7 protein-coding genes are annotated in these 6,479 nt (G+C 72.7%); 1 reads left to right on the top strand and 6 read right to left on the bottom strand.

Features of this window, described 5'->3' with window-relative positions; all coding sequences use genetic code 11:
- The 3 genes from ABD292_RS08155 to ABD292_RS08145 all read right to left on the bottom strand — a co-directional run.
- Positions 1-442 (bottom strand): biotin carboxylase N-terminal domain-containing protein (locus tag ABD292_RS08155; protein ID WP_344206450.1); only part of this gene is annotated, 442 nt, incomplete at its 3' end.
- A 2-nt stretch (positions 443-444) separates the two neighbouring features.
- Positions 445-696: an acyl-CoA carboxylase subunit epsilon gene (locus tag ABD292_RS08150; protein ID WP_344206427.1), complete on the bottom strand. Its 252-nt coding sequence runs from the start codon at positions 694-696 to the stop codon at positions 445-447.
- Positions 693-2,231, bottom strand: coding sequence for an acyl-CoA carboxylase subunit beta (locus ABD292_RS08145; protein ID WP_344206426.1), 1,539 nt, complete (start codon positions 2,229-2,231; stop codon positions 693-695). The genes ABD292_RS08150 and ABD292_RS08145 overlap by 4 nt, the downstream gene beginning before the upstream one ends.
- 89 nt (positions 2,232-2,320) lie before the next feature.
- Between ABD292_RS08145 and ABD292_RS08140 the strand changes: the two genes are divergently transcribed.
- Complete coding sequence (locus tag ABD292_RS08140; protein ID WP_344206425.1) at positions 2,321-2,998, top strand: TetR/AcrR family transcriptional regulator; 678 nt, start codon at positions 2,321-2,323, stop codon at positions 2,996-2,998.
- On the opposite strand, the gene ABD292_RS08135 is transcribed toward ABD292_RS08140, so the two are convergent.
- Genes ABD292_RS08135 through ABD292_RS08125 form a run of 3 tightly spaced genes read right to left on the bottom strand, consistent with a single transcriptional unit; the run spans position 2,995 to position 6,396 of the window.
- The gene (locus ABD292_RS08135) at positions 2,995-3,747 is read right to left on the bottom strand and encodes an enoyl-CoA hydratase/isomerase family protein (protein ID WP_344206424.1); all 753 of its coding nucleotides are present in this window, start codon (positions 3,745-3,747) and stop codon (positions 2,995-2,997) included. The genes ABD292_RS08140 and ABD292_RS08135 overlap by 4 nt on opposite strands.
- 20 nt (positions 3,748-3,767) lie before the next feature.
- A complete protein-coding gene (locus ABD292_RS08130) occupies positions 3,768-4,799 on the bottom strand; it encodes a TIGR03617 family F420-dependent LLM class oxidoreductase (RefSeq protein WP_344206423.1) in 1,032 nt (343 codons plus the stop codon).
- 28 nt (positions 4,800-4,827) lie between these two features.
- Positions 4,828-6,396: an AMP-binding protein gene (locus tag ABD292_RS08125; RefSeq protein ID WP_344206422.1), complete on the bottom strand. Its 1,569-nt coding sequence runs from the start codon at positions 6,394-6,396 to the stop codon at positions 4,828-4,830.
- Positions 6,397-6,479 lie beyond the last annotated feature (83 nt).

Here is a 6,479-nt window from a genome sequence, read left to right as displayed (position 1 = left end):
CGGCGAAGGCGACGACCTCGTCCGCGCCGGAGACCGGGTCCTTGGTGCCGGCGACCAGCGGCGCGCCGACCTTCTGGGCGATGTGCCTGGCCTGCACCTTGTCGCCGAGCGCGGCGATGGCGGCGGGCGGCGGGCCGATCCAGGTCAGCCCGGCGTCGATGACCGCCCGCGCGAAGGCGGCGTTCTCCGACAGGAAGCCGTAGCCGGGGTGCACGGCGTCGGCGCCGCTGCGGGCGGCCACGTCGAGCAGCTTGGCGATGTCGAGGTAGGTCTCGGCAGGCGTGCGGCCGCCCAGCGCGTACGCCTCGTCGGCCAGCCGCGCGTGCAGCGCGTCGCGGTCGGGGTCGGCGTAGACGGCGACGGAGCCGAGGCCCGCGTCCCGGCAGGCGCGGATCACGCGGACGGCGATCTCCCCGCGGTTGGCGACCATCACTTTGCGCAGGCTCACAGACGTCCTCCCAGGTTCCAGCTCGACTCCCGCCAGCCGCGCGGGCCTCGGGCGAGGGGGTGGCGCGGCATGCGCCAAAGGTGGGTCACGGGCCGGGCGGCGGCGGGCTCCGGCCGGGCGGCGTGGGTGGCGTGGACGGCCACGACGAGCGCGGCCAGCTCCTCCGGCGAGGGCGCGCCCCTGACCACCGTCAGGGCGAGGGCGTCGTTCACAGTGCCGTTCACAGGGCCGTTCACAGTGCCGTTCACAGGGGGATGTTCCCGTGCTTCTTGGGCGGCAGGGCGTCGCGTTTGTTGCGCAGCAGGCGCAGCGCCCTGGTGACCTCGCGGCGGGTCTCGCTCGGCCGGATGACCGCGTCCACGTAGCCGCGTTCGGCCGCCAGGTAGGGGGTGGCAAGGGTGTCCTCGTACTCGGCGACCAGTTCGGCGCGCAGCGCGTCGGGGTCGTCGGCGGCGGCCAGCCGCCTGCGGTGCAGGACGTTGACCGCGCCCTGCGCGCCCATGACCGCGATCTGCGCGGTCGACCAGGCCAGGTTGACGTCCGCGCCGAGGTGCTTGGAGCCCATGACGTCGTACGCGCCGCCGTACGCCTTGCGGGTGATCACGGTGACCAGCGGGACGGTGGCCTCGCCGTAGGCGTAGAGGAGCTTGGCGCCGCGCCGGATGATGCCGTTCCACTCCTGGCCGGTGCCGGGCAGGAAGCCGGGCACGTCCACCAGCGTGAGCACGGGGATGCCGAAGGCATCGCAGGTGCGGACGAACCGGGCGGCCTTCTCGGAGGCGTCGATGTCGAGCGTGCCGGCCAGCCGCATCGGCTGGTTGGCGACGACGCCGACGGGGCGGCCCTCGACGCGGCCGAAGCCGACCACGATGTTGGGCGCGAACAGCTCCTGCGTCTCCAGGAACTCGCCGTCGTCCAGCAGCGCGGTGATGACCTCGTGCATGTCGTACGGCTGGTTCGGCGAGTCCGGCACCAGCGCGTCGAGGGCCAGGTCGTCGGCCGTGAGCGTCAGGTCGGCCTCGGCCGCGGGGTGCGCCGGCTCGTCGAGGTTGTTGTCCGGCAGATAGGAAAGCAGCGCCCGCACGTAGCCGAGCGCGTCCTCCTCGTCGCTCGCCAGGTAGTGGGCCACGCCGCTGCGCGCGTTGTGCACCCGGCCGCCGCCCAGCTCCTCGAACGTGACGTCCTCCCCCGTCACCGTCTTGATGACGTCGGGGCCGGTGACGAACATGTGCGACTGCTCGTCCACCATGACGGTGAAGTCGGTCAGCGCCGGCGAGTAGACGTGCCCGCCCGCGCAGGCGCCCATGATGAGCGAGATCTGCGGGATCACGCCGGAGGCGCGGATGTTGCGGCGGAAGATCTCGCCGTACAGGCCGAGCGAGACGACGCCCTCCTGGATGCGGGCGCCCGCGCCCTCGTTGATCCCGACGATCGGGCAGCCGTTGCGCATCGCGAGGTCCATGACCTTGCAGATCTTCTGCCCGTACACCTCGCCCAGCGAGCCGCCCGCGACCGTGAAGTCCTGGGAGAACACGCACACCTGGCGGCCGTCGACGGTGCCGTAGCCGGTCACCACGCCGTCGCCGTATCCGAGCGAGCCCTTGGCCAGGGCGTCCAGCTCCACGAACGAGCCGTCGTCGAGCAGCCGCTCGATGCGCTCGCGGGCGGTCAGCCGGCCCTTGGCGTGCTGCTTGGCCGCCGCGCGGGCCTCGCCCACGTGAACCGCCTCGTCCAGGCGTTCCTTCAGACGGGCCAGGCTGCCCGCGGTGCCCTGCGCTGCCATTCACCACCACCCGATAAGACCCAGTTTCAGGTTCACGGTACTCAGTCGCGCGGTGCGGGACAACCCCTAAGTTCCGTCACAATGGCCGGGTGCCGACACCGCCCATCCGCCAGCGCCTCGCCGAGGCCGCCGTGACGCTGTTCGACGAGAACGGCTACGACGCGACCACCGTCGACGACATCGCCGCGCGCGCAGGCGTCAGCCGCAGCACGTTCTTCCGCCACTACCGCTCCAAGGACGACGCGATCTTCCCCGATCACGACGCGCTGCTGACCAGGATCGACGCCCGGCTGCGCGCCTCGACGGCGGGCACCGCGATCGTGGCCATCACCGACGCCGTCCGCATCGTGCTCGCCCACTACGTGGACGACGCCGAGGTCTCGCTGCGCCGCTACCGCCTGGTCCGCGAGGTGCCCGCCCTGCGCGACCGCGAGATCGCCAGCGTCGCCCGCTACCAGCGGCTGTTCCGCGAGTTCGTCGGCGCCTGGCTCGGCGACTCGCCCGACGCCGGGCTGCGCGCCGAGCTGATGGCCGCCTCCGTGGTGGCGGCCCACAACCAGGTGCTGCGCGGCTGGCTGCGGGCCGGCGGGACCTACGACCCGAGCGGACCCCTGGACCACGCGCTCGGTTACGTGATCGCGACCTTCCGCCAGCTCGAACAGCCGCGCGACAGCGAGCAGGTGGTGGTCGCCACCTTCAGCCGCTCGGCCTCGCCCCAGGCCGTGATGGCCGCCATCCAGCAGCACCTGGACGCCGGCCCCGGCTAGCGGTTGCGGAAGACCGGCGGCCGTTTCTCCAGGAAGGCGCTGATCGCCTCCCTGGTGTCCTCGGTGGCGCCGTTGAGGTTCTGCGCGGCCGCCTCGCGCAGGGCGCTCTCCCTGAAGTCGCCGCTCGCCGCCAGGTTGAGCAGCTCCTTGGTCTGCGCCAGCGCCAGCGGCGCGAGACCCAGCAGCTCGCGCGCCCACTCCCCCGCCCGCGCCAGTGCCGTGCCCTCCGGCACGACCCTGTTGAGCAGCCCGAGGTCGTGCACCTCGCGCGCGGACAGGATCCGGCCGAAGAAGGCGAGCTCCTTCGCCCGGTGCAGGCCCACCATGTGGGTCAGCAGCCACGTCCCGCCGAAGTCCACCGACAGGCCGCGCCGGGAGAAGATCTGCGAGAAGCGGGCCGTCTCGTCGGCGACCGCGAGGTCGCAGGCGAGCGCCATGTTGAAGCCGGCCCCGACCGCCGCCCCCGACACGGCGGCGATCGTGGGCTGGGGCAGGTCCCGCAGCGCGAACAGCGCCTCGTTCACGATCCGCATCGCGCGCCGCGGCGGGTCGGCGGAGCCCTGGGCGCTCAGGTCGGCCCCCGAGCAGAACTCGCCGCCCGCGCCGGTGAGCACCAGGACGCGGTCGTCGGCGCGGGCCGCGACCTCGCCGAGCACCCGGGTGAGCTCGATCCAGCCCTCTCGTGTCATCGCGTTCTTCCTGGCGGGGCGGTTGAGCGTGACGGTGACGACGCCGCCGTCGCGCTCCACCAGGAGGTCCCCGGACCCCATCAGGGCCGGCCCGCCGCGCGCAGCGTGGCGAGGGCCGCGCCGAGGTCGGCGTCGGACGTGCCCGGCGGGGGCTGGAGCGCGACCTGGTCGACCAGGCCGCCGAACCTGCGCGCCACCTCCGCCGCCACCTCCGTCAGCGACCCGCTCACGCAGAAGGTGTCCAGCACCTCGTCGTCGATCAGGTCGGCCATCCGGTCCCAGCGGTCGGCCTCGGACCGCACCGACAGCGCGTGCAGCCGCTGGTGCAGGTCCTCCCAGCCGTGCAGCGCGAGGACGCCGCGGTAGGCCGGGGTGGAGCCGTAGAAGGCGACCCGGCCGCGCAGCACCCGCCGCTGCCGCTCGACGTCCTCGGCCGGATCGAGGACGTGCACGAACCCGGGGCAGTGGACCACGACGTCGGAACGGTCCCGCCCGGACCGGGCCAGCCCCTCCTCCAGCGCGGGCAGGGTGATCTCGCGGAAGTACCGCTCGGTGCTGAACCCGTGCGGGATCAGCCCGTCGGCCACCTCGCCGGCCAGCCGGGTCATGAGCGGGCCGACCGCGGCCAGGTGGATCGGCGGGTTGCCGTGCGGATGCGGCTCCGGGCGGAAGGTCGCGGTCATGAGGGTGTGCCGGTAGAACTCCCCCTCGTGCCGCACCTCCTTGCCGGTGTTCCAGTCGTCCCAGATGGCGCGCAGCGCCGTGACGTACTCGCGCATCCGCGCCGCGGGCCTGCTCCACTCCATGCCGAACCTGCGGGTGATGTGCGGCCTGGTCTGGGTGCCGAGGCCGAGCACGAACCGGCCCCCGGAGAGGATCTGCAGGTCGTTGGTCACGTACGCGAGCGCCATCGGCGTCCGCGCGAAGGCGACCGCGATGCCGGTCGCCAGCCTGATCCGGCTCGTCGCCGGGACGGCCAGCGCCAGTCTCAGGAACGGGTCGTGGTCCACCTCCGCGCTGGAGATGGTGTCGAAGCCGGCCCGCTCGGCCCGGGCGGCGAAGGCGGCCACCTCCGCCGGCGGCCCGGCGGCCACATGCACACTCGTCTGCAACGGCGTCTCCTGTCCTTCCCTGCCGGGGTCAGCCGGCGTAGAGGTCGCGGAGCTTGCGGCGCTGCAGCTTGCCGGTCTCCGTGCGGGGGAAGTCGGAGCGGAACTCGTACCGCCTGGGGATCTTGAACGAGGCCAGCAGCCCGGCGCAGTGGGCGCGCAGGTCGGCGGCGAGGTCGTCGCCGGGCACGGCGTCCTCAGTGGGCTGGACGACGGCCAGCACGCTCTGCCCCCAGTCGGGGTCGGGGACGCCGATGACCGCGACGTCGGCGACCGCCGGGTGCGTGATGAGGGCCTGCTCGATCTCCGCCGGATAGATGTTCACGCCGCCGGAGATGATGAGGTCGGTACGCCGGTCGAGGAGGAAGACGTAGCCGTCCTCGTCGAAGTAGCCGTAGTCGCCGACGGTCGACAGGTCGCCGCGGCGGCTGGCGGCGGTCTTCGCCGGGTCGTTGTTGTACTCGAAGGTCGGGCCGGCGCCGGGGATGCCGAAGTAGATGACGCCCGCGGTGCCGGTCGGCACCTCGTTGCCGTCCTCGTCGAGGATCTTGACGATGGTGTTCGGCGTCGGCCGGCCGACCGTGCCGGGCTTGCGCAGCCACTCCTCCGAGCCCACCAGGGAGACGCCGCCCTCGGTGGAGGCCAGGTACTCCCACACGACCGGGCCCAGCCACTCGATCATCTGCTGCTTGATCGGCACCGGGCACGGCGCGCCCGCGTGGATCACCGCCTCCAGGCTGGACAGGTCGTACTTCTCGCGCACCTCCTGCGGCAGCCGCAGCATCCGGTGGAAGTGCGTGGGCACCATGTGGACCGTGGTGATCCGGTGCTTCTCGATGGCGGCCAGCACCCCCTCGGGGTCGAACTTGCCCTGGATGACGACCGTGTGGCCGAGCTGGAGGAAGGCGAAGGCGTGGCCGCTCGGCGCGGCGTGGTAGATCGGCGAGCACACCAGGTGCACGCCCTTGTCCATGGTGACCTCGTAGCGGGCGCACAGGCCGCCGTACAACGCGCCGAGCACCGGCTCCGGCTCGGCGTCGGGGTAGAGCAGGCTGCGCACGCCCTTGGGGTTGCCGGTGGTGCCCGAGGTGTAGCCCATGCTGCCGCCGAAGCGGCGCTCTTCCGGCGCGTCGTCCGGCTCGCCCGCGCCCAGCTCCGGGTACGGCAGCCAGCCAGGCACCTCGCCGCCGATCACGTACCGGTGCTCGGGCAGCGACTCCAGCGGCAGCGTGGCGGCCTGCTCGGCGTCCATGACCAGCAGCCTGGCGCCGGAGTCCTTGATGATGTAGAGCATCTCGGCGGGGGTCAGCCGCCAGTTGACCGGGACGAAGAACATCCCGACCTGCGCCGTGGCCAGCATCACCTCGAGGTACTCGTGCCCGTTGTGCAGGGCGACCGCGACGCTGTCGCCGTTGCCGAGCCCGTGGGTGCGCAGGGCGCGCGAGACGCGGTTGACCCGCGACAGCAGCTCGCCGTACGTGAGCATCGACCCGTCGGGGTCGATGATGCCGGGCCGGCCGGGGTCGGCCGCGGCGATCCGGTAGAAGCCGACGGGCTCCGTGGTGGGGTGAGGCGTGGTCGGGTGAGTGGTAGAGGACATCGTGCGTCTCTCCCTGTCCGGCTTGACCGATGAATGCGATCCCCGTTGCGATTCCCGTTGCTGGGTCCCGTTGCCGGGTCCCG

This window comes from Nonomuraea bangladeshensis (assembly GCF_039529455.1).
GTDB lineage: Bacteria > Actinomycetota > Actinomycetes > Streptosporangiales > Streptosporangiaceae > Nonomuraea > Nonomuraea bangladeshensis.
This window is presented reverse-complemented; position numbering and strand designations above follow the sequence as displayed.